Origin of the sequence: Streptomyces sp. NPDC006314, assembly GCF_040613075.1 — a bacterium.
Classification (GTDB): Bacteria; Actinomycetota; Actinomycetes; order Streptomycetales; family Streptomycetaceae; genus Streptomyces.
Genome location: NZ_JBEXRL010000001.1, coordinates 457,136 through 477,679, shown reverse-complemented (window position 1 = coordinate 477,679; position 20,544 = coordinate 457,136). Strand labels below are relative to the sequence as shown.

Annotated in this window: 14 protein-coding genes and 1 riboswitch; of the genes, 8 read left to right on the top strand and 6 right to left on the bottom strand. The window is 73.3% G+C overall.

From position 1 onward, the window contains the following. The first annotated feature begins 87 nt into the window (after positions 1 to 87). Together ABZ079_RS02135 and ABZ079_RS02130 are read left to right on the top strand one after the other, a co-directional pair. Positions 88 to 1,380, top strand: coding sequence for a PspC domain-containing protein (locus ABZ079_RS02135; RefSeq protein ID WP_356937447.1), 1,293 nt, complete (start codon positions 88 to 90; stop codon positions 1,378 to 1,380). After that, positions 1,377 to 2,123 (top strand): response regulator transcription factor, encoded by a 747-nt coding sequence (locus ABZ079_RS02130; protein ID WP_356937446.1) that lies wholly within the window; start codon positions 1,377 to 1,379, stop codon positions 2,121 to 2,123. The genes ABZ079_RS02135 and ABZ079_RS02130 overlap by 4 nt, the downstream gene beginning before the upstream one ends. 17 nt (positions 2,124 to 2,140) lie before the next feature. Here the strand turns inward: ABZ079_RS02130 and ABZ079_RS02125 are convergent, their stop codons facing one another. After that, positions 2,141 to 3,205, bottom strand: a complete 1,065-nt coding sequence (locus ABZ079_RS02125; RefSeq protein ID WP_356937652.1) for an NlpC/P60 family protein — start codon at positions 3,203 to 3,205, stop codon at positions 2,141 to 2,143. A gap of 440 nt (positions 3,206 to 3,645) precedes the next feature. On the opposite strand from ABZ079_RS02125, the gene ABZ079_RS02120 reads away from it, so the two are divergent. Beyond that, complete coding sequence (locus ABZ079_RS02120) at positions 3,646 to 3,999, top strand: hypothetical protein (RefSeq protein ID WP_356937445.1); 354 nt, start codon at positions 3,646 to 3,648, stop codon at positions 3,997 to 3,999. Positions 4,000 to 4,891: 892 nt separating this feature from the next. Here the strand turns inward: ABZ079_RS02120 and ABZ079_RS02115 are convergent. Further along, positions 4,892 to 5,875: a C40 family peptidase gene (locus ABZ079_RS02115; protein WP_356937444.1), complete on the bottom strand. Its 984-nt coding sequence runs from the start codon at positions 5,873 to 5,875 to the stop codon at positions 4,892 to 4,894. Positions 5,876 to 5,882: 7 nt separating this feature from the next. Beyond that, a riboswitch (cyclic di-AMP (ydaO/yuaA leader) is annotated at positions 5,883 to 6,054 on the bottom strand. Positions 6,055 to 6,338: 284 nt separating this feature from the next. Between ABZ079_RS02115 and pcrA the strand changes: the two genes are divergently transcribed. After that, positions 6,339 to 8,828 carry a DNA helicase PcrA gene (pcrA, locus tag ABZ079_RS02110; protein ID WP_356937443.1) on the top strand — a complete coding sequence of 830 codons (2,490 nt, stop codon included), beginning with the start codon at positions 6,339 to 6,341 and terminating at the stop codon, positions 8,826 to 8,828. 45 nt (positions 8,829 to 8,873) lie between these two features. Here pcrA and ABZ079_RS02105 read toward each other — a convergent pair whose 3' ends face one another. Both ABZ079_RS02105 and ABZ079_RS02100 read right to left on the bottom strand, forming a co-directional pair. Further along, on the bottom strand, positions 8,874 to 10,400 hold the full coding sequence (locus ABZ079_RS02105) for a M23 family metallopeptidase (RefSeq protein ID WP_356937442.1): 1,527 nt from the start codon (positions 10,398 to 10,400) through the stop codon (positions 8,874 to 8,876). Between the two features lie 265 nt (positions 10,401 to 10,665). Continuing rightward, positions 10,666 to 11,535, bottom strand: coding sequence for an alpha/beta fold hydrolase (locus ABZ079_RS02100; RefSeq protein WP_356937441.1), 870 nt, complete (start codon positions 11,533 to 11,535; stop codon positions 10,666 to 10,668). 224 nt (positions 11,536 to 11,759) lie between these two features. On the opposite strand from ABZ079_RS02100, the gene ABZ079_RS02095 reads away from it, so the two are divergent. Then, the gene (locus ABZ079_RS02095) at positions 11,760 to 12,182 is read left to right on the top strand and encodes a cobalamin B12-binding domain-containing protein (RefSeq protein WP_356937440.1); all 423 of its coding nucleotides are present in this window, start codon (positions 11,760 to 11,762) and stop codon (positions 12,180 to 12,182) included. Here ABZ079_RS02095 and ABZ079_RS02090 read toward each other — a convergent pair. Together ABZ079_RS02090 and ABZ079_RS02085 are read right to left on the bottom strand one after the other, a co-directional pair. Then, a complete protein-coding gene (locus ABZ079_RS02090) occupies positions 12,158 to 13,900 on the bottom strand; it encodes a DUF5691 domain-containing protein (RefSeq protein WP_356937439.1) in 1,743 nt (580 codons plus the stop codon). The genes ABZ079_RS02095 and ABZ079_RS02090 overlap by 25 nt on opposite strands. Positions 13,901 to 14,135: 235 nt before the next feature. Next, positions 14,136 to 15,491, bottom strand: coding sequence for an SWIM zinc finger family protein (locus ABZ079_RS02085; protein WP_356937438.1), 1,356 nt, complete (start codon positions 15,489 to 15,491; stop codon positions 14,136 to 14,138). A gap of 132 nt (positions 15,492 to 15,623) precedes the next feature. Here ABZ079_RS02085 and ABZ079_RS02080 point away from each other — a divergent pair, with 132 nt between their 5' ends. The 3 genes from ABZ079_RS02080 to ABZ079_RS02070 are packed head-to-tail and all read left to right on the top strand — an operon-like array spanning position 15,624 to position 20,475. After that, on the top strand, positions 15,624 to 16,754 hold the full coding sequence (locus ABZ079_RS02080; RefSeq protein WP_356937437.1) for an AAA family ATPase: 1,131 nt from the start codon (positions 15,624 to 15,626) through the stop codon (positions 16,752 to 16,754). Then, positions 16,751 to 19,300 carry a DUF5682 family protein gene (locus ABZ079_RS02075; RefSeq protein WP_356937436.1) on the top strand — a complete coding sequence of 850 codons (2,550 nt, stop codon included), beginning with the start codon at positions 16,751 to 16,753 and terminating at the stop codon, positions 19,298 to 19,300. The genes ABZ079_RS02080 and ABZ079_RS02075 overlap by 4 nt, the downstream gene beginning before the upstream one ends. Further along, positions 19,297 to 20,475, top strand: a complete 1,179-nt coding sequence (locus tag ABZ079_RS02070; RefSeq protein ID WP_356937435.1) for a VWA domain-containing protein — start codon at positions 19,297 to 19,299, stop codon at positions 20,473 to 20,475. The genes ABZ079_RS02075 and ABZ079_RS02070 overlap by 4 nt, the downstream gene beginning before the upstream one ends. Positions 20,476 to 20,544: the final 69 nt, after the last annotated feature.

Sequence of the window (20,544 nt, the reverse complement as noted above, 5' to 3'; positions counted from 1 at the left end):
TCCCCGGGCCGGCCCTGCCGAAGATCAGGGGCGTCTCGGGGGCCGACCCTGATGCCCTGCCCCGCCGGCCATGTGACCATCATTGCCATGCCGGAAGCCGCAAGCCCGCCACTCGACGACCCGCGGCCGCCGCACAAGCTCTACCGCAGCAGCGACGGACGCTGGCTCGGCGGAGTGGCGCGGGGCCTCGCCGGGCATCTCGGGCTGCCCGTCATCTGGGTGCGGCTGGTCTTCGTCGGCCTGTTCATGGCCAACGGACTCGGGGCGCTGCTGTACGCGGCTTTCTGGTTCTTCGTCCCCCTCGGCGTCGGCGGCGTCGGCGACCAGAAGCCGCCGACGCTGGTCGGCACCGAGACCTCGCCGGACGGCCGCCGCAGACTGGTGGCCCGCAAGCCGGACCGGGGACAGATCGTCGCGCTGCTCCTCATGGTCATCGTGTCCATGGTCTTCGTGGGCAGCGTCAACCTGAGCAGCGCGGCCAAGGCGTATCTGCTGCCCGCCGTGCTCGTCGCGGCCGGTGTCGCCCTGGTCTGGCGGCAGGCGGACAACGCCCGCCGGGCCCGCTGGGTCGAGGTCGGCCGACGGCGCCGCACCCTCACCCTGCTGCGCGCGGCCGCTGGGGTCCTGCTCGTCACGGCCGGTGTCTCCGCCATCTTCGTCCTCCAGGGTTCGGCCGCCCACCTGGGCGCCGTCCTCCAGGCCGCGCTCGCCGTCCTGGTCGGCATCACGCTGCTCGCCGGACCGTACCTGGTCCGCATGACGCAGGACCTGTCCGAGGAACGCCTGATGCGCATCCGCGCCCAGGAGCGCGCCGAGGTCGCCGCCCACGTCCACGACTCCGTGCTGCACACCCTCACCCTGATCCAGCGCAACGCCGACAACGCGGGCGAGGTGCGCCGCCTCGCCCGCGCTCAGGAGCGCGACCTGCGCACCTGGCTGTACAAACCGGAGGGCACCGGCACGGACGAGGCCGACGAGCCGGACACGGTCGCGGAGGCGGTGCGGCGCAACGCCGCCGAGGTGGAGGACAAACACGGCGTGCCCATCGAGGTCGTCATCGTCGGCGACTGCCCGCTGGACGAGAAGACCGCGGCGCAGATGCAGGCCGCGCGCGAGGCGATGGTGAACGCCGCCAAGTACGGTGGCGAGGGCGGTGCCGTACAGGTCTATGCCGAAGTCGAGGGAAGGACGGTCTTCGTGTCCGTGCGCGACCGCGGCCCGGGCTTCGACCCCGACTCGATACCCGCCGACCGCATGGGCGTCAGAGAATCGATCATCGGCCGCATGGAACGCAACGGCGGCACGGCCCGGCTGCGGGCGGTGCCGGACGGCGGCACGGAGGTCGAGCTGGAGATGGAGAGGGCGGAGAAGACGTCATGAGCGACGCGACCGAGGCGAACGGCACGGCGGCAGCGGCGGAGGCGGCCGAGTCCGGCCGGCCCGCCGACGACGGCGCGGGCGGGCGGCACGTCCGGGTGGTGCTCGTGGACGACCACCGGATGTTCCGCACCGGCGTCCAGGCCGAGATCGGCCAGACCGCCGAGACAGGCGTCGAGGTGGTCGGCGAGGCCGCGGACGTCGACCAGGCGGTCACCGTCATCACCGCGACCCGGCCCGAGGTGGTCCTCCTCGACGTCCACCTGCCGGGCGGCGGCGGTGTGGAAGTACTTCGCCGCTGCGCGGCGTTGATGGCCGACGCCGAGCGGCCCGTGCGCTTCCTCGCGCTCTCCGTGTCGGACGCGGCGGAGGACGTGATCGGGGTGATCCGCGGCGGCGCCCGCGGCTACGTCACCAAGACCATCACCGGCACCGACCTGGTCGACTCGATCTTCCGGGTGCAGGAGGGCGACGCCGTCTTCTCCCCGCGGCTGGCCGGGTTCGTCCTCGACGCCTTCGCCTCCACCGACGCTCCGCCCGTGGACGAGGACCTGGACCGACTCACCCAGCGCGAGCGCGAGGTGCTGCGCCTGATCGCCCGTGGCTACGCCTACAAGGAGATCGCCAAGCAGCTGTTCATCTCCGTGAAGACGGTCGAGTCCCACGTCTCGGCGGTCCTGCGCAAGCTCCAGCTGTCCAACCGCCACGAGTTGACCCGCTGGGCGACCGCCCGCCGCCTCGTCTGACCCCTGGGGGGCCGCCCTCACGCCACCCGGGTGGCCCCGGCGAACGGCATCTGGTCGATCGGGGCCAGCCGGACCGGTGCCGACGGATTCGGGGCGTGGATCATCTGGCCGCCTCCGACGTAGAGCCCGACGTGGCTGATGCCGGAATAGAAGAACACCAGGTCGCCGGGCTGGAGTTCGGAGCGGGAGACGCGGCGGCCCGCGTTGATCTGGGCGTAGGTGGTGCGCGGCAGGGAGATGCCGGCGGAGCGGTAGGCGGCCTGGACCAGGCCCGAGCAGTCGAAGGCGTTGGGGCCGGTCGCACCCCACACATAGGGACTGCCGAGCTTGGCGTAGGCGTAGGAGACGGCCGCCGCCGCGCGCGCGTGGGGCGCCGGGGTGGACCCGGTCCGCTCCGGGGCCGTCCGCGTGCCGGAGGCCGACCGGGAGACGTGCGCGGCCGAGACGCCGTCACCGGTGACCTCGGACCGCTGCCGCGGGGTGAGCCGCGCCAGCAGTCGCCGGGCCTCGGCGAGCTTTCCGGTGATGGTCTTCTTCCGCCGTTTCAGCTCCGCCTGCCGTGAGCGCAGGGACTTCAGCTCGATGTGTGCGGCGCCGCGCAACCGCTCGATCTCCCGGAGCTGTTCGCGCACCCGTGACACGGCGACGGCCTGCCGGTCGCCGGCCCGCTCCGCGATGGCGGCGCCCTCCAGGTACCGGTCGGGGCCGCTGGACAGGGCCAGCTGCCAGGCCGGGTCGATGCCGCCGTCGCGGTACTGTGCCGCCGCGAGGGAACCCAGTGCGTCCCGGGACGAGTTGAGCTTCTCCTGCTTGCGGGCGGCCTGGTCCTGCAGCGCGTTCACCCGCCGCCGGGCCGTTTCGGCCTTCTCCTTCGCCCCGTTGTACCTCTCGGTGGCGGCCTCCGCCTCCTGGTGCAACTTCTCGACCCTCTCCCTCACCTGCGCCACCGTCAGCTGTGGCTCCGCCTGTCCCGTCCCGTCGAAACCCGTCGCGGTGGCCGCACCCGCCAGGGCGAGCGTGGCGGCCGTCCGGGCCGTATGGCCGCTGAGCGGGCGTTGCCGGGGCTTGCGGTGCGCTGCCACCTGGACCGTCACGTCCTTTCGTAGGACTCGTGCGAGCGAGCGGTCGATGTGCCCGGCGGAGGCCCGCACGAGGGGAGCGGGCCACCGCCGGGCCTTTCTCGGCGGAGGTGGCCGACTGCCGCCCCTGGCCGGGGCGGCGGTGGGGAGCCGGTCACCTGGGGGAGGACGCTAGGCCGGTCTGTGACGACTCGGTAACGCGGAGTCCGGAACTGGCTACGACAGACCGTCTTGTGACCGTGTGTGACCGCGTTGCCCGGGTGGAGCCGTCGTCTTCACGCAGCGCGGTGACCGAAGCCTGGAAAATGGGACTGGCGGGAGGCGTGGGGTGGTATGGGACGCATATATGCAAGAGCCCAGGCTTCAGGGGCGGACCCGGTGGGACGCCGGTCGGCGGGCCCGGTCGCAGAAGCCGCAGATGCCCCTCGTTAGGCTCCGGCTCCATGGACCTACTCATCCATCTCTTCGTCGGCCTGCACATCGTCGGCATCGCCGCGCTGCTCGGCGGTTTCCTCACCCAGGTGAAGGCGATGGGCCAGGGCACGGCCCGGTTCGTCCCCGGCATGCTGCACGGCGCCCTGACCATGCTGGTCACCGGCGTGGCCCTGGTCGGCCTCGATCAGGCCGGCGATCACCATGTCAACACCCTCAAGATCGGCGTGAAGCTGGCCCTGCTGATCGTGATCCTCGGACTCGTCTACGTGAAGCGTGACGAGGAGCGGGCCGACAAGGGGCTCTTCGGCCTGGTCGGCCTGCTGACCACGGGGAACATCTTCATCGCCGTCCTGTGGACCTGACGGGCGGGCGATGTCGTCGCCGGCGCGGGCCGCGAGCACCGCACCGGCGGCGACCGCGAGCCACGCCCGGGACCGCCGTGAACCGGGCGCGGGTCAGGGTGGAGGCGTGTCGCCCACCGCTGTCGTAGCCCGGCCGCCGGCAGCACGGGGTACCAGGCCAGGTCCAGGACGAGCGGCGCGACCGTCACAGTGCGCAGCACGCCGCGATCGTCGTCGTCCCACAGGTACAGGCGCCCGCTGCCGGCGGCGAGCAGCGTCGCCCCGGCCGGCGCCGACACCCCGAGTGCCCCGCCCGCGATCCAGTGGTCCTCCGGCGCCCTCCAGCAGTCGCCGCGGGTCGAAGTGGGCCAGGGCGAGGACGCAGAGCACCAGGCCCGGCCGGAACGGCACAGGAACCCCGCTCCCGGCATGCGCCGCTTCCAGCGCCGTACGACGAGGACGAACGGCACCGGCCAGAGCAGCGCCGCGAGCGCGGACAGGGCCTCGGCCAAGGTCTGCCGGCCCGGCGTCGGGAGCCGGGTGCCCCGCCGCGGTCGTCACGGCGACGGTGGTCAGCGCCCCCGGACTCTCCGCCCCGGCCATCGATCGCCGCCGTTCGCCGGACATCCGCAGGACGGAGCCGGCCCAGCGCCACGCATCGACGCCGGCCCTCACCCCGCAGGCACCACCCGGGAGACCGTCTCGTCGCCGGCCGGACGCAGGCCCACCGGCAGGATGCCGCTCGCCGCCAGGGCGGCCCCGGCCGCGGGAGGCCGCCCCCCCCACGCACGCAGACCCGAGAGCCGGGTATGCGCCCGATGCAAGGCGGCCGCGCGCATCCCGCCGGGCAGGGCACACGCGCGTGGAGCGCAGAAACGCCGGTGCGGCGCGGGTGGAGCCCGAACGAGAACGGTCAGCCCGGCCGCACCACGCTGCGGATGATCGATTCGCCACCGCGGTCGACGGACTCCTCGCGGACATACCCGCCCGGCTCCGGGGCGTGGATCATCATCCCGTTGCCCGTGCAGAGGCCGACATGACTGCTGTCGTCGTGGAAGAAGACCAGGTCACCGGCGCGCGCGTCGGAGAGGGGGACCGGGGTGCCCGTGGCGGCCTGGTCCTGGGCGGTACGCGGGAGGGTGACGCCGGCGGCCTTCCACGCGGCCTGGGTGAGGCCGGAGCAGTCGTAGGAGCCGGGTCCGCTGGCACCGCTCACGTACGGCTTGCCGATCTGGGCCCGGGCGAAGGCGATCGCCTTCTCGGCCTTGGTGGCCTGCCCCGAGCCCGGGGACCCGTGCACCCGCGGACCGGGCAGGTGCCGTCGGCCGAGCGCGGCGGGCCGCTGGCCCTCCTGGGCCGTGAGCCGGGACAGCAGCTCCTGGGCGGTGGCGAGCTTGTGCTGGACGGCGGCCTTCGCGGCCTTCACGTCGTAGCGCGAGGCGGCCGGCGTCTCCGGGCTCCTGGTGGCCTTGCCCCGCTCGGCCGCGCCCTTCACACGCGAGGCCAGCCGGTTCATCACCCTGCTCTGCGCGAAGTGGTCCTGCGGGTACTCCGCGAGGAGGGAGGCGGCCGTGTCCGGGGCGGCCGCGAACGGCATCCGCCCCTCCCTGGCCTTGGCGAGCCGGCTCGCGCGCCGGGCACCCTCCTGACGCGGATCCTCGGCATGCGCCCGCTGCCCGGCCACCGGTTCCTCCTCCGGTGCGGAGTCGGCCCGGCGGTAGAACTCGTCGATCTTCTTCTCGATCTCCTCCAGGCTCGGCCTGCCGTCGTCGGCGGGGGCGGCCTCGGCCGTCTGGGACAGGACGGCCACGGAAGTGAAGGCAGCGGTGGCGAGGGCGGGGCCGCGCAGGCCCGTTCCACGGGTGCCGGCGGGGCGCGGCTTGCGGTGCGACGCCAAGGGAGGCGACTCCTTCCAACGTGCCGCCTACCGGGTTAGCTGTCGGGTTCGGGCGGGTGCTTCGGAAGGGTTGCCCTACGGCGTCGTCCCGGGCGGGAGTCGGCCGATTCACCCCAGGATCGGTGGGTCCCCGGCTCCGGGCACCGTGCGGGGCGCGCCGGACTCGGCGGAGGCCGCGCGGCCCGGCGACGTTCGCCGGAGAGTGGTCGTGCGGCCTGACGGCAACCTAGCCAACTCGTGTGTCTCCTGTGAAGGTTGGTGTGCGGTATGTCCGATACATTTCCGTGACCCGAGGCCGGGTTCACGTGGACGTGACCAGGCGCTTCCGCAGCGTGAGGGGGAATCGGGGCCGGTGAGGCGGGGGCCGGCCGCCCGGCGGCATCCGGCAGCGGGCTCGCTCGCGGGGGCCGTGTTCCGGGGACGGGGATCGGTTGTCGGTGGGGAGCCCTAGACTCGGAGAGCGATGAGCAGCCTCTTTGACGACAGCTTCCTGGCGGACCTCCAGGCCCCTCGCGGGCGCGAGGAGGAGCCCCCGCCGCCGCCCGAGGACGATCACGTTCCGGAGTCGCTTCCGGACGATCTGTTCGGCGGGAAGTTCGACGTGCCGCCGGACCGGGACGCCTACTACCGCGACGGCGCCCCCCGCCCGCCGATCGACGCGGCGGCACTCCTGGAGGGGCTGAACGAGAACCAGCGCGCCGCGGTCGTGCACGCCGGCTCCCCGTTGCTCATCGTCGCCGGCGCCGGCTCAGGCAAGACGCGCGTGCTCACCCACCGCATCGCCCACCTGCTCGCCGAGCGGAACGTACACCCGGGCCAGATCCTCGCGATCACCTTCACCAACAAGGCCGCGGGCGAGATGAAGGAGCGCGTCGAGCAGCTCGTCGGCCCGCGCGCGAACGCGATGTGGGTGATGACCTTCCACAGCGCGTGCGTCCGGATCCTCAGGCGCGAGTCGAAGAAGCTCGGCTTCACCTCCTCCTTCTCGATCTACGACGCCGCCGACAGCAAGCGCCTGATGGCCCTGGTCTGCCGCGACCTGGACCTCGACCCCAAGCGCTTCCCGCCCAAGTCCTTCAGCGCCAAGATCAGCAACCTGAAGAACGAGCTGATCGACGAGGAGGACTTCGCCGCCCAGGCAACCGACGGCTTCGAGAAGACCCTCGCCCAGGCCTACGCGCTGTACCAGTCGCGGCTGCGCGAGGCGAACGCGCTCGACTTCGACGACCTGATCATGACGACGGTCCACCTGCTGCGGGCCTTCCCGGACGTCGCCGAGCACTACCGCCGCCGCTTCCGGCACGTCCTGGTCGACGAGTACCAGGACACCAACCACGCCCAGTACGCGCTGGTCCGCGAACTGGTCGGCACGGGCGAGCGCGCCGACGACGACGTCGACACCCCGCCCGGCGAGGACGACCTCCAGCCCGCCGAACTGTGCGTGGTGGGCGACGCGGACCAGTCGATCTACGCCTTCCGCGGCGCGACGATCCGCAACATCCTCCAGTTCGAGGAGGACTACCCGAACGCGACGACGATCCTGCTGGAGCAGAACTACCGCTCCACGCAGACCATCCTGTCCGCCGCCAACGCGGTCATCGAGCGCAACGAATCCCGCCGCCCGAAGAACCTGTGGACCAACGCCGGCCACGGCGCCCGGATCACCGGATACGTCGCCGACACCGAGCACGACGAGGCCCAGTTCGTCGCCGACGAGATAGACCGTCTCACGGACGCGCGCGAGGCGAAGGCCGGGGACGTCGCCGTCTTCTACCGCACCAACGCCCAGTCCCGTGTCTTCGAAGAGGTCTTCATCCGCGTCGGCCTGCCCTACAAGGTCGTCGGCGGAGTCCGCTTCTACGAACGCAAGGAGGTCCGAGACGTCCTCGCCTACCTGCGTGTCCTCTCCAACCCCGAGGACTCGGTGCCGCTGCGCCGCATCCTCAATGTGCCCAAGCGGGGCATCGGCGAGCGTGCGGAGGCGATGATCGACGCCCTCTCCCAGCGGGAGAAGATCAGTTTCTCGCAGGCGCTCAAGCGCGTCGACGAGGCGTACGGGATGGCCGCGCGCTCCACCAACGCGGTCAAGCGGTTCAACGCGCTGATGGAGGAACTGCGTACGATCGTCGAGTCCGGCGCGGGACCGGCGACCGTCCTGGAAGCGGTGCTCGAACGCACCGGCTATCTGGCCGAGTTGCAGGCCTCGACCGACCCGCAGGACGAGACCCGTATCGAGAACCTCCAGGAACTCGCGGCCGTGGCTCTGGAGTTCGAGCAGGAGCGCGGCGAGGGTGAGCGGGGGACGCTCGCCGAATTCCTGGAACAGGTCGCCCTGGTCGCCGACTCCGACCAGATCCCCGACGAGGAGGACGGCGACGGCGTCATCACGCTGATGACCCTGCACACCGCCAAGGGCCTGGAGTTCCCGGTGGTGTTCCTGACCGGCATGGAGGACGGCGTCTTCCCGCACATGCGCGCCCTCGGCCAGACCAAGGAACTGGAGGAGGAACGGCGCCTGGCGTACGTCGGCATCACACGCGCGCGGGAGCGGCTGTACCTGACGCGGTCGGCGATGCGCAGCGCCTGGGGTCAGCCGTCGTACAACCCGCCCTCCCGCTTCCTGGAGGAGATCCCGGCCTCCCACGTGGAGTGGAAGCGGACGGGTGCGGCGGCGCCGGCGTCCTCCGGTCCGGTCGCGGGAATCGCTGCCTCGCTGTCCTCGGCCCGCTCGCGCTCCTCCGCGTCGGGTGCGTCCGGGTTCGCCACACGGCGCACGGCGGAGAAGCCGGTGGTCTCCCTGGCCGTCGGGGACCGGGTCACCCACGACCAGTTCGGGCTCGGCACGGTCGTCGCGGTGAAGGGCACGGGCGTGAACGCGGAGGCGACGATCGACTTCGGCGACACCAAGCCGAAGCGGCTGTTGTTGCGGTACGCGCCGGTGGAGAAGCTCTAGACGAAGTGAGCCCCGCCTGATGGCGGGGCTCGTCCCATCAGGGGCTCAGGCCGGGTTCAGTCCGTGGCTGCGCAGCCACGGCAGGGGGTCCAGGGCCGCCCCGCCCGCCGGCCGTACCTCGAAGTGCAGATGCGGGCCTGTGGAGTTGCCGGAGTTGCCGGAGTAGGCGATCGGCTCGCCGGCCTTGACGGTCGTACCGGAGGCCACGCGGTAGCTGGACAGGTGGCAGTACCAGGTCTCCGTGCCGTCCTTCGCCGTCACGATCATCATGTTGCCGTAGGCGCTGTTCCACTTGGTGGTGACGGTGCCGTCGGTTGCGGCCATCACCGTGGTGCCGTAGGAGACGGGGAAGTCGATGCCGGTGTGCACCGACATCCAGTTCACGCCCGCCTGGCCGAAGTAGGCGCTGAGCCCCCTCTGGGCGACCGGCAGGGCGAACTTGGGGCGCAGGCGCTCCTTGAGCGCGGCCTCCGCCGCGGCCTTCTTCTTCTCCAGCGCCTGCTGCGTCTTGAGGTCGATCCGCTCCTGGGTGCGGCTCGCCCGGTCGGCGAAGTCATGGGCCCCGGCGGAGAGGGTCTTGAGCTGGGTGTCCAGTTTGCTGTTGGCGATCGACGGCTGCACCGCCTGCGCGTCCGAGGCGGAGGCGGTGGTGTCCTTGGAGTCGTCGGCCAGGGCGCTGACCGAGGCCGCGGCGATCCCGGCGACCCCCATCACACAGGCCGAGGGCACGGCGATGGTCAGCAGCGCGGAGCGTTTGGCGGGCGTACGACGCCGGGAACGCGCCGCGCCGCGCGAGCCCGCGCGGGTCGCCGGGGCGGGGGTGACCTCTTCCTGCTCGTCCAGCAGCCCGTGCACAGCGGGCAGTTCACCGGTGGCGGTCGACTCACCCTCGTCGCCGTGCTGTCCCTCGAAGCCGGTGTCCTCGTACGGCACCTGCTCGAAGGCCGCGGTCGCGTGCGCGTCACCGACCTGCTCGAACGTGGCGGTGGCCCGCTGGTCGAACGCTTCGGCAACCTGCTCGGGCTCCGCCGGCCCGACCTGGTCGGCCGCGTTCCACTGCGTGGCGTCGTACGCGTCCGTGTCGAAGGCCTGGGTGCCCCAGTCCCACTGCTGGGTGGGATCGGCGCCGGTGCTCTGGTCGGGCTGGAGCCAGGCGCTCGAGTCCCACTGACCGCTCACCGCGTTCCCGGTGGACTGCGCGGGGACCGTCCAGGCGGTGGTGTCGTACCCCCCGGAGTCATAGGCGGTGTGGTGCTGGGCCGCGTACGGGTCCTGGTTCGGGATCTGGCAGGTGCCGGTCTGCCACTGCGTGGTGTCGTACCCGCCGGTGGTCTGTGTGTCGTACGCGCCGGTGGCCTGCTCGCCGCCCGGAAGGCTGCCGAAGAGGGGGTCGTGGGCGTAGCCCGTGGTGCCGGTGGCATCGTCCGCAAAACCGGTGGCGTCGTAGGCGCCGTACGTGGTGAGGTCGTCGTAGGAGACTTCCGTTGTGCCGTACGGCGCGTAATGCGGGGTGGAGGCGTCGGAAGCCGGGGCCGGGGTGGTCATGATCCCCGGCGGGTGACGGTCGTTCACCAACTTCTCTTTCGCCTCGACAACAGGGGCTGCCAGAGCAGTGCGGCGACTGTACCCGGCGGTACGCGGGCGCGACAATCTTCGGCCGGTTTCGTGTAGGCCGGAAACGGGCATTCGGCTGTGTTTCGGGGGACGCCGGACGCGAGTTTGGCTTTGTGTTCGAAGAATGTTCGAGGTCAGGTGGCAGTGAGTCACCGGTGAACCGGCTGAGCCCCGCCTCTGTCTCCCTCTCTCTCCTCCCTCCGGCTCGCCCCTGTTCGGTCCGCTAGGCCACCGTCAGACCGTCGGGGACCCGGTCCCCGGCCGGTGCGGTGTCGAGGGCCTCGCGTATCCCGACCGCGACGGCGGGATGTACGGGCAGGGCGAGATGCCCGATGCCGCTCACCCGGACGTTCCGCGTGTCGAGATCGGGGTGCTCCAGGCAGGCCGTCTCCAACGGGACCATCACGGAGTCCAGGTCGCTCCAGAAGCTGACGAACCGCGTACGGCAGCCGGGTGCGGGCCGGGCCAGCTCCTCGATCACCTCCGAACCGGGCCGCATCTGGCGCACGATCGGATGCGCGTTGGCCAGCGGTGCCACCCGGGTCCCGGAGTGCGGGGTGCCGAGGGTGACGAGCGTGCGCACTCGCAGGTCCCCGCCGAGACATTGCACGTAGTAACGGGCGATCAGTCCGCCGAGGCTGTGCCCCACGATGTCGACCCGCGTGGTGCCGGCGCGCTCGCAGATCTCCTCGACGTGCCGTCCGAGCAGCTCGGCGGCGGCGCGGACGTCACAGGTCAGCGGAGAGTAGTTGAGCGACTCCACCCGCTGCCTGCCGTGCTGGGCGAGGCTGCGGCGCAGCAGTACGAACACCGAGCGGTTGTCGATGAAACCGTGCAGCAGCACGACCGGGGGACCGGACCGCACCGGCAGCCGAACGGTGCCGTCGGCGGCGGGCGCCACGTCTCCCCCGGGCAGGGCGGCGGCGCGCCGTTCCTGGATGAGGCCCGTCGGATAGAGCAGGAGATGGCCGGCCAGGATCGCGGCCTCCAGGGCGGTCGCCTTGAGCAGCGTCATGGAGAGCCCGGCCAGTCCGCCGGGCCACAGACGGCGACAGGGCGGGAGGAAGAGTGGCAGTATCCCGGTGACCTTCATGGCCGACCTCCTGTCGGCACGGCGGGGGCCGGCTCCATCCCCCGTGTGCCCTCATGTCCCATCATGTGATTTCCCCCTCCCTGCGCTCCGTAAAACTGCCGGTTGCGGGATGCTGGAGATAACGTTCGTTCACTTCGCGACGGGTGGCGGAACGCGCCAAAAGTGCGGTACTTGTCGTTACGGACGGAAGCGATCGCTTCCGTGGTCGTTTGATGGAGGCAGTGATGGGTGTGGCAGCCGGTCCGATCCGTGTGGTGGTGGCCAAGCCGGGGCTCGACGGCCACGATCGCGGGGCCAAGGTCATCGCGCGCGCCCTGCGTGACGCCGGTATGGAGGTCATCTACACCGGGCTCCACCAGACGCCGGAGCAGATCGTCGACACCGCCATCCAGGAGGACGCCGACGCGATCGGCCTGTCCATCCTCTCCGGTGCGCACAACACGCTGTTCGCCGCGGTCATCGAGCTGCTCAAGGAGCGCGACGCCGAGGACATCCTCGTCTTCGGCGGCGGCATCATCCCGGACGAGGACATCCCGCCGCTGAAGGAGAAGGGCGTCGCGGAGATCTTCACGCCCGGGGCGACGACCGCGTCGATCGTGGAGTGGGTCCGGGAGAACGCCGGTCAGCCGGCCGCGTCCGGCGGTTGAGGGGTCGCCCGCGGCGGCCGAGCGGGTGTGTGTGACGGCTGAGCGGGCGCCTGCTGCGGTCGAGCGGGCGCGGCGGCGCTGAGTTCGTCCGCCATCTCCGCCCGCAACCGCAGCGTGGTGACCAGTCGCTGGAAGGCCTCCGCCCAGTAACCACCGGCCCCGGGCGCCGCGTCCTCCCGCTCGTCGGGTATCGCCAGCAGCGCCTCGAGCCGGTTGGTCTCCGCCGGGTCCAGGCAGCGCTCCGCCAGCCCCATCACCCCGCTGAAGCTCCACGGATAACTGCCCGCGTCGCGCGCGATGTTGAGGGCGTCCACGACCGCCCGGCCCAGCGGGGGAGCCCAGGGCACCGCGCACACGCCGAGCAGCTGGAAAGCCTCCGACAGCCCGTGGGCCGCGATGAATCCGGCCACCCACTCGGCGCGTTCGGCCGGCTCCAGGGCGGCCAGCAGCTTCGCCCGTTCCGCCAGGGAGACCGCCCCCGGGCCGCCCGCCTCCGGCGCCGACGGAGTGCCGAGCAGCGCCCTCGACCAGACGGCGTCCCCCTGCCGTACCGCCGCCCGGCACCAGGCCGCGTGCAACTCGCCCTGCCAGCCGTCCGCCACCGGCAGCGCCACGATCTCCCGCACGGTCCGTCCGCCGAGCCGCCCCGGCCACGTGCCGAGTGGCGTCGCCTCCACCAACTGACCCAGCCACCAGGACCGTTCTCCTCTGCCCGCGGGCGGTTTGGCCACCACACCGTCCCGTTCCATGCCGGAGTCGCACTCGAGCGGCGCCTCCACCACGATCGCCGGCGAGCTCCCCGTGTGGTCCAGCGCCACACATACCGCGGCCCGTACGGCCATGCGGGCGGCGAGTGCCGAATCCGGCAGCCCCGACAGCAGTTCGGCCGCCGTCGCCCGGACGTTGCGGCTGCGGTCACCCAACGCCTGTTCCAGGAACGGCTCGTCCTCGGCGGACAGTCCCGTGCGCAGCGAGTCGAGGAACATCAGCCGGTCCTCCGCCCGCTCCGTCGCCCAGGTCGAGGCCAGGAGGTCACGCGCGAGCGCGGGCGTACGGGCGCGCAGCACCCCCAGCAGGGCCGCCCGCTCGGCGAACAGACCCTCCTGCCACAGCCGGCGCACCGCCTCGGCGTCCCCGGGGTCGGGCAGCGCCGCGCCGCCGCCGGGGGCCGCGCGCAGGGCGAACCGCCAGTCCGGGTTCAGCCGGGCCAGCCACAGCGCCCGCGGGCCCGCGAACGCCAGCGCCGCCGGGCGCAGGTCCGTGCGGCCCCGGGCCGCGTCGAGCAGCACCGGAAGCGCCTGCGGGGGCGCCGCGTACCCGTGCGCGTTGGCCGCCGCGAGCCACTGCGGGAGCAGCTCCATGAGGTCCGGGGAGCTGCCCCGCCGGCCGCCGGCCGCGCCGCCGGAACGGTCGGCCAGCAGCATCGCGAGTCTGCGGGCCGCCGCGCCGGGCAGCGCCGGGCGCGGATCCTCCGGGGCCGGCTCCGGCCGCCGCGCCGCCCGCGCGGGCCGCAGCCCGGCCCGCCGCCTTACGGTCGCCACGGCAGCCGCGTCCAGCAGCGCGACGGGCGCCGTACGGTCGGACGTGCCGTGCGCCAGAGGGCGCCGGTCGGTGCCCAGCAGGGCGTGGGTGACCAGGTCCTCCCAGCAGGCCACCCGGTGCGTCGCGGGTGTCCGGGCGGGGTTTGTGGGAGGTGTCGCGGCTGGGGTCGCGTTCATGACCGTCCCTTCCGGGAAGTGTGTCCGAGCGGCTGCCGGGTGCGCGTGCCGATGTGGGTCGGGAGCTGCCGGGTGCGGCTGCCGGGTAGGCGTGCCGATGTGTTCGAGGGGCCCGCGGTGCGGCTGTCGGTGTGGTGGGCGGGCTGCCGGATGCGGCTGTCGGTGTGGCTCGCGGGCCGCCCGGTGTGCCCGTCGCTGTGCCGGGTGGGCCCGATGTCCGTCGAGGGCGGCCGGGTCAGCACAGCGTCACCGCCTCGCCCGCCCCCGCCGGCCAGGCCGTGAGCGGGGTGAAGCCCCGGTGGCCGCACTCGCCGAAGACCGTGACGGGGGCGCCACCGGAAAGCGCGACGAGGCGCCACAGACCGGGGCGGGAACGGGCGGCCCGGGACAGCGGCAGGGCCGAGTCCGTGTCGGCGTCGGCCAGCTGCCACAGGTCGCCGTCCGGAACCGGTACCACCCGGTCCAGGGTCACCGGGACCGAATCCAGCCAGGGGTCGTCGCGCAGGGCCTCGCCGTACCCCGCCACCGCCTCGGCCGTGGTCACGCCCGGGGGCCGGAACGCGGCCGGTGCGGGCGGGGCGAACCGCTCGCCCAGGGCGGCCCGGGACCGACCGGCGCCCGGGTAGGCGGACAGCTCCGCATCCAGGGCCAGGCCGACCGGCAGGGCCAGCTCGGGCGCCCGGCCGGCCGCGCCGTAGGAGAGGAGCAGCCGGGTGTGGCCCGACTCGGCGCCGTGCAGCCATATCCGGCGCGTCGTCAGTTTCGCGTCCGCCGTGTCGTACTGGGCGAGGACCAGCCAGCGGTCGCGCACCGGCGGGCCGTCCGCCGAGGCGGGCAGGCCGAGCCGGGAGCGGACGGTGGCCGCGAGGCCGTCCGGCAGCACGTCGCGGCGCAGCCAGCCCTGGTCGAGCAGGTGCAGCAACGCGCACTCCTCCAGCAGCCGCGCCGGCCAGCCCGGGCCCGACGCCGGGATCGCCGCCAACTCCCTGACCCGCGCGGCGAGTCCGGGAGCCTGGGCGTCGACCATGCGGGCCGCCGTCTCGTCCCACAGCCCGTACCCCGCCCGCTCGGCCGGGGCCAGGCCGCCGCGCAGCAGGTCGGCCAGGCGCTGCTCCAGCTCCATGGCTCCCGCCGTGACCCGCTCGGCGCGGCGCTCCGCCCGCCGCCGCGCCGCCTCCGGATCGGCGGACCCGGCCGCGGACCCCCCCTCGGCCGGTGTCCGCCTGGTCCCGGCGCGCCCGCGTCTGCCGGACAGCCACTGCTCGGCCCACTCCGGCGGCTGCGCCGACGCCGGCACCGAACCGTCGTCGCCCGCCCACAGCAGGAGCAGGCCGAGCGCGTGCTTGCACGGGAACTTACGGCTCGGGCAACTGCACCTGTACGCCGGTCCGGCCGCGTCGGCGAGGTCCACCACCGTCTGGTACGGCCGGCTGCCACTGCCCTTGCACAGCCCCCACACCGCCCCCTCTCCGCTTCCGGCCTCGGACCACGGTCCGGCCGTGCCGAGTTTGCTTCCCGCCTTGCGTGACGCGGCGTCAGGCGCCAGTGACAGCACCTGGTCCGCGGTCCAGCGCACCCCCTGCTCAGTCATGCCAACGACGGTAGGTCCCGCCACTGACAATCAGCCCGACAAGCGTGTCTGTGCAGGTCAGGGAGATTGTCAGTGGTGTGGTGCACGGTGGATGCCAGATCCGAACCGGCCGAGCTGGAGGGGGCCTCAGCCATGTCTGTGTCCGTGCGAACGACGACCGCCGAGCCGAGCCGCGACGAGAGCGTCCAGGAGTTGCGGCCGCACGCCGAGCACGCCTTCGCCGCCGAACTCGCCGCGCTGGCCGCGCAGGACGACCGCCCGCGCCCGGCCCGCTGGAAGCTGTCACCGTGGGCGGTGGCGACGTACCTGCTGGGCGGCACCCTGCCGGACGGCACGGTGATCACACCCAAGTACGTGGGCCCGCGCCGGATCGTCGAGGTCGCCGTCACCACGCTCGCCACCGACCGCGCCCTGCTCCTGCTCGGCGTGCCCGGCACCGCCAAGACCTGGGTGTCGGAGCATCTGGCGGCCGCCGTCAGCGGCGACTCGACGCTGCTGGTGCAGGGCACCGCCGGCACCCCGGAGGAGGCGATCCGGTACGGCTGGAACTACGCGCAGCTGCTCGCGCACGGCCCGAGCCGCGACGCCCTCGTCCCCAGCCCCGTCATGCGCGCCATGGCCGAGGGCATGACGGCCCGCGTGGAGGAGCTGACCCGCATCCCGGCCGATGTGCAGGACACGCTGATCACGATCCTGTCCGAGAAGACCCTGCCCATCCCGGAGCTGGGCGAGGAGGTGCAGGCGGTCCGCGGCTTCAACCTCATCGCCACCGCCAACGACCGCGACCGGGGCGTCAACGAGCTCTCCAGCGCGCTGCGCCGCCGCTTCAACACCGTGGTGCTGCCGCTGCCGGAGAGCGCCGACGCCGAGGTCGACATCGTCACGCGCCGCGTCGAGCAGCTCGGCCGCTCCCTCGACCTGCCGGCCGCGCCCGACGGCGTCGCGGAGATCCGCCGGGTCGTGACCGTCTTCCGCGAGCTGCGGGACGGCATCAGCGCCGACGGGCGTACGAAGCTGAAGTCGCCGAGCGGCACGCTGTCCACGGCCGAGGCGATCTCCGTCGTGACCAACGGCCTCGCTCTCGCCGCGCACTTCGGTGACGGGGTGCTGCGGCCCGGTGATGTCGCCGCCGGCATCCTCGGCGCCGTCGTCCGTGACCCGGCGGCCGACCGGGTCGTCTGGCAGGAGTACCTGGAGACCGTCGTCCGCGAGCGGGAGGGCTGGACGGACTTCTACCGCGCCTGCCGGGAGGTGAGCGTATGACCGACTCCGGCCGGAGCGCCGTCTACGCCTCCGGGCCGCTGCTGCTCGGTGTGCGGCATCACGGCCCCGGTTCCGCGCGCGCGGTGCGGGCCGCGCTGGACGCCGCCCGCCCCGGCGCCGTCCTGATCGAGGGCCCGCCCGAAGCCGACGCGCTGATCCCGCTGGCCGCCGACCCGGACCTGCGGCCCCCGGTCGCCCTGCTCGCCCACGCCGTGGACGAGCCCGGCCGCTCGGCCTTCTGGCCGTTCGCCGAGTTCAGCCCCGAATGGGTGGCCATCCGCTGGGCCCTGGAACACGGCGTCCCGGCCCGCTTCATCGACCTGCCGGCCACGCACACGCTCGCGTGGGAGGAGAGGGCACTCGCGTGGGAGGAGAAGGCAGACGGCCCCGCCGCCGGTGACCTGGCCCCTGCCGAGTCCGGGCGGGCGGCCGGGGGACAGGCCCCCGCCGCTCCCGTCCCCGCCGGCGAGGGCGAGGCTCCCGTCGAGTCCGTCCCCGCCGCCGGGGACCAAGCCCCCGCAGGGCCTGCCCCCGCCGAGCCTGCCTCCGCCGCCGGGGGCCGGGTTCGTGTCGATCCGCTCGGCGCGCTGGCGGAGGCCGCCGGATATGACGATCCCGAGCGGTGGTGGGAGGACGTCGTCGAGCACCGGTGGGCGGGCGAGCGGGATCCCTTCGCTCCGTTCGCCGCACTGGCGGAGGCCATGGCGGCGCTGCGCGAGAGGTCCGGCGACGGTGGAGATCCCCGGGACGCCGTGCGGGAGGCGCACATGCGGCTCCGGCTGCGCGACGCGCGCAGGGAGTTCGGGGACACGGTGGCCGTGGTGTGCGGGGCCTGGCACGTGCCGGCGCTGCGCGCGAAGACCACCGTCGCCGCCGACCGGGCGCTCCTCAAGGGGCTGCCCAAGGTCAAGACGGACCTGACCTGGGTGCCGTGGACGCACCGCCGGCTGGCCCGGTCCAGCGGATACGGCGCGGGCATCGGCTCACCGGGTTGGTACGGACACCTGTTCCGGGCCCCGGACCGGCCGGTCGAGCGCTGGCTGACCAAGGTGGCCGGTCTGCTGCGCGAGGAGGGCCGGATCGTCTCCTCCGCACACGTCATCGAGGCCGTACGGCTCGCCGAGACCCTGGCTGCGATGCGCGGCCGCCCGCTGCCCGGCCTCGGCGAGACCACCGACGCGGTGCGCGCGGTGATGTGCGACGGCTCGGACGTGCCGCTGGCGCTGGTGCACGACCGGCTGGTGGTCGGGGACGTCCTGGGTGAGGTCCCGGAGTCGGCCCCCGCGGTGCCGTTGCAGCGCGATCTGGCCCGGCGGCAGCGCTCGCTGCGGCTCAGACCGGAGGCGCTGGAGCGGGAGCTGGAGCTGGACCTGCGCGGTGACACCGACGCGGGCCGCAGCAGGCTGCTGCACCGACTGCGACTGCTCGGAGTCCGCTGGGGAGAGCCGGCCGAATCGCGGGGGAGTACGGGCACCTTCCGGGAAACCTGGCGGCTGCTTTGGGAGCCGGAGCTGTCGGTACGTGTCGCCGAGGCGGGCGTGTGGGGGACGACCGTGCTCGCCGCGGCGCAGGCCAAGGCCGAGGCGGACGCGACCGCCGCGCGCGCCCTGGCCGATGTCACCGCGCTCGCCGAGCAGTGCCTGCTGGCCGGGCTGCCGGACGCCCTGCCCGTGGTCATGCGGGTGCTCGCCGACCGGGCGGCCCTCGACACGGATGTCGCTCACCTCGCGCAGGCCCTGCCCGCGCTGGTCCGCTCCCTGCGCTACGGCGACGTGCGCGGCACCGACACCGGCGCGCTGACCGGGGTCGCGGCGGGCCTCGCCGAGCGGATCTTCGTCGGCCTGTCCCCGGCCTGCGCCGGGCTCGACGCGGACGCGGCGGAGGAGATGCGCAGCCACCTGGACGCCGTGCACACGGCGGTGGGACTACTTGCGGAAACCCTGGCCGGCGCCCCCGCCATGGCCCGCGGTGACGCCGGAGCCACTGCCGGTCACGGTGGGCTGCGCGACCGCTGGCGGGCTGTCCTGCGGAGCCTGTCGGTGCGTGACACCGTGCCCGGTGTCATCCGGGGCCGGGCCGTGCGGCTGCTGCTCGACGAGGGTGCGCTGGACGCCGAGGAGGCGGCACGGCTGATGGGGCTCGCGCTGTCGCAGGGGACACCGCCGGCCGACGCGGCCGCCTGGATCGAGGGCTTCGTCGGCGGCGGGGGCGGCCTGCTGCTGGTGCACGACGAACGATTGCTCGGCCTGGTCGACACCTGGCTGACCGGGGTGCCGGCGGAGGCGTTCACGGACGTCCTGCCGCTGCTGCGGCGCACGTTCGCGGCCTACGAGCCGGGTGTGCGCAGAACCCTCGGCGAACTGGTCCGGCGTGGACCGGGAGACCGCGCGGGACGCGACGGCCAGGAGGCCATGGCACCCGGCTTCGGTGCCCAGCCGGACACCGAGCGGGCCGACGCCGTGCTGCCGGTGCTGCGGCTGCTGCTCGGCCTGGCAGCGGAGCACGACACGACCGATGAGGACAGCCTTGTGAGGGTGGGCACATGACGACCGAGTCACCGCTGACGGACCCGCACGATCCGGCCCGGGAGCGGCTGCGGCGCTGGCGGCTGGTGCTCGGCGGCGAGCAGGCCGACGGCACCGGATACGCGCTGTCCGGCCGTGACGCGGCGATGGACGGCACGCTGGCCGCGCTCTACGGAAAGGGGGACAGACCGCAGGCGGGGCGGGACCGTTCGGCCGGCCTCGGCGCCTCGGCGCCCTCCGTGGCGCGCTGGCTCGGGGACATCCGCACCTACTTCCCGTCCACCGTCGTCCAGGTCATGCAACGCGACGCCATCGACCGGCTCGGGCTCTCCTCCCTGCTGCTGGAGCCGGAGATGCTGGAGGCGGTCGAGGCCGACGTGCACCTGGTCGGCACCCTGCTTTCGCTCAACAAGGCGATGCCGGAGACGACCAGGGAGACGGCACGCGCGGTCGTGCGCAAGGTGGTCGAGGACCTGGAGAAGCGACTCGCGACCCGCACCCGGGCCACCCTCACCGGCGCCCTGGACCGCAGCGCCCGCGTCAGCCGGCCCCGCCACCACGACATCGACTGGAACCGCACCATCGCGGCGAACCTCAAGCACTACCTGCCCGAGTACCGCACGGTCGTGCCGGAACGGCTCATCGGATACGGGCGGGCCGCGCAGTCCGTGAAGAAGGAGGTCGTCCTCTGCGTCGACCAGTCCGGTTCGATGGCCGCGTCCGTGGTCTACGCGTCCGTGTTCGGGGCGGTCCTCGCCTCCATGCGGTCGATCCGCACCCGGCTGGTCGTGTTCGACACGGCGGTGGTCGACCTCACCGACCAGCTGGACGACCCGGTCGACGTGCTCTTCGGCACCCAGCTCGGCGGCGGCACGGACATCAACCGGGCGCTCGCCTACTGCCAGTCGCAGATCACCCGGCCCGCCGAGACCGTGGTCGTGCTCATCAGCGACCTCTACGAGGGCGGCATCCGCGACGAGATGCTCAAGCGGGTGGCGGCGATGAAGGCGTCCGGGGTGCAGTTCGTCGCACTGCTCGCCCTGTCGGACGAAGGCGCGCCCGCGTACGACCGGGAACACGCGGCGGCGCTCGCCGCGCTCGGAGCACCGGCCTTCGCCTGCACGCCCGACCTCTTCCCGGAGGTGATGGCGGCGGCACTCGAGAAGCGGCCACTGCCGATACCGGACACCGTGTGACGCAGGGCGGGAAAGAGACCGAACAGGGATATGACTACCCATCGGTAACAGGGGGCTTGCGTCAGCCGG